Here is a 1501-nt window from a genome sequence, read left to right as displayed (position 1 = left end):
TCGGGTTGTCCACAGGCGGGGGGTATTAGTCGTACTAGTCGGCCGCACTCGTCAACCCGGTCGGCCGCGCGCGTCAACCGGATGGGTCGCGCCCGTCAAAGCAGCCGATCGTACGAGTCCAACGGATGGGGAGCGGAACAGCGCCGAACCGCCCCGGAGGCGGGACTTCCCCCATGCCCAGCGGGTAACGTCGGGGCGTGCCCGCAGACCCGTCCCCTCGCGTCGCCGGGGAGACCTCAGCGCGCCGCGCGGGGCTCCCGCAGCGCAGCACGACCAGTCCGCCGCCGCCCGGCGCGAAGGCCAGCGCGGTCGAGGTCAGACGCAGCGCCCGGCGGCGCAGGACGGTCTCGGCGTACCGCGAGGGCGACCGCACCGTGGTGCTCATCCCCGCCCGCATGTCGGAGGCCGAGGAGCAGCGCTGGGTCAATGTGATGCTCGACAAGCTCGCGGCCCAGGAGAGCAAGCGGCTGCTCGGCGACGCCGAGCTCTTCGAGCGCGCGGGGCAGCTCTCCGAGCAGTACTTCGGGGGCCGGGCCAGGCCCGCCTCCGTCCGCTGGGTCACCAACCAGAACACCCGGTGGGGTTCCTGCACCCCGTCCGAGGGCAGCATCCGCCTCTCGCACCGGCTCCAGGGCATGCCCGAGTACGTCGTGGACTACGTACTCGTCCATGAGCTCGCCCACCTTCTCGTCCCCGGGCACGGGCCCCGTTTCTGGCGCCTCCTTGAGGCCTATCCGCGCACCGAGAGGGCCCGCGGGTACCTCGAAGGGGTGGTCGCCGCCGACCGGCTGCCTCATCTTCCCGCCGCCCGCGAGGAGTGAACGTACGCGCCCGAGGGCGGTTGTGTAGCGGGTCTGTACCGGCTTGGTTCACTCCTGGACTTTGCGGTTAGCCTGGCGCGACGCAATCACATTCGGGATGGGGGACGGTCGTTACGTATGGCCAGGGAATTCCAACGCGGCCACAAGGCCAAGATCAGTGACCTCACAGCGGGGACCGATCTGTACGTAGGTGTGCAGATCAACGCCCCCGGACTGTCCTTCGACATCAGCTGCTTCGGCCTGGACGCGAGCGAGCGGCTCTCGGACGACCGCTACTTCATCTTCTTCAACCAGCCGAAGTCGCCGGAGGAGTCGATCCAGCTCCTCGGCGCCCAGGCCGGTGACACCGAGTCCTTCCGCGTCACGCTCGACCGCGTCCCGCAGCAGATCCAGCGTCTTTCCTTCACGGCGACGATCGACGGCGCCGGGCAGATGTCGCAGGTCACGTCGGGTTACATCCGTATCGTCGCGGGCGGCGAGGAAGTGGCGCGCTACGCCTTCAACGGCGCGGAGTTCTCCACGGAGCGCGCCGTCATGCTGGGCGACTTCTACCTGAAGGACGTCTGGCGGTTCGCCGCGATCGGCCAGGGCTTCGACGGCGGCCTTGAGGCCCTCCTGAAGAACTTCGGCGGCGAGGTGGCCGAGGAAGAGCCCGCCTCCGCGCCGCCGCAGGCCGGTGC

At 69.6% G+C, this 1501-nt stretch carries 2 protein-coding genes; both read left to right on the top strand.

What is annotated here, in order from left to right; genetic code table 11:
* The first annotated feature begins 197 nt into the window (after positions 1–197).
* Positions 198–821: a M48 metallopeptidase family protein gene (locus AB8Z36_RS38710; RefSeq protein WP_369218049.1), complete on the top strand. Its 624-nt coding sequence runs from the start codon at positions 198–200 to the stop codon at positions 819–821.
* A gap of 117 nt (positions 822–938) precedes the next feature.
* Positions 939–1501: TerD family protein (locus tag AB8Z36_RS38705; RefSeq protein WP_369218048.1), on the top strand; the 563-nt coding region annotated here is incomplete at its 3' end.

Source organism: Streptomyces flavofungini (assembly GCF_041028215.1).
In the GTDB taxonomy this organism is placed as follows: domain Bacteria; phylum Actinomycetota; class Actinomycetes; order Streptomycetales; family Streptomycetaceae; genus Streptomyces; species Streptomyces flavofungini_B.
Note: the sequence above shows the minus strand (reverse complement) of the source record. Positions and strands in the feature narration are given on the sequence as shown.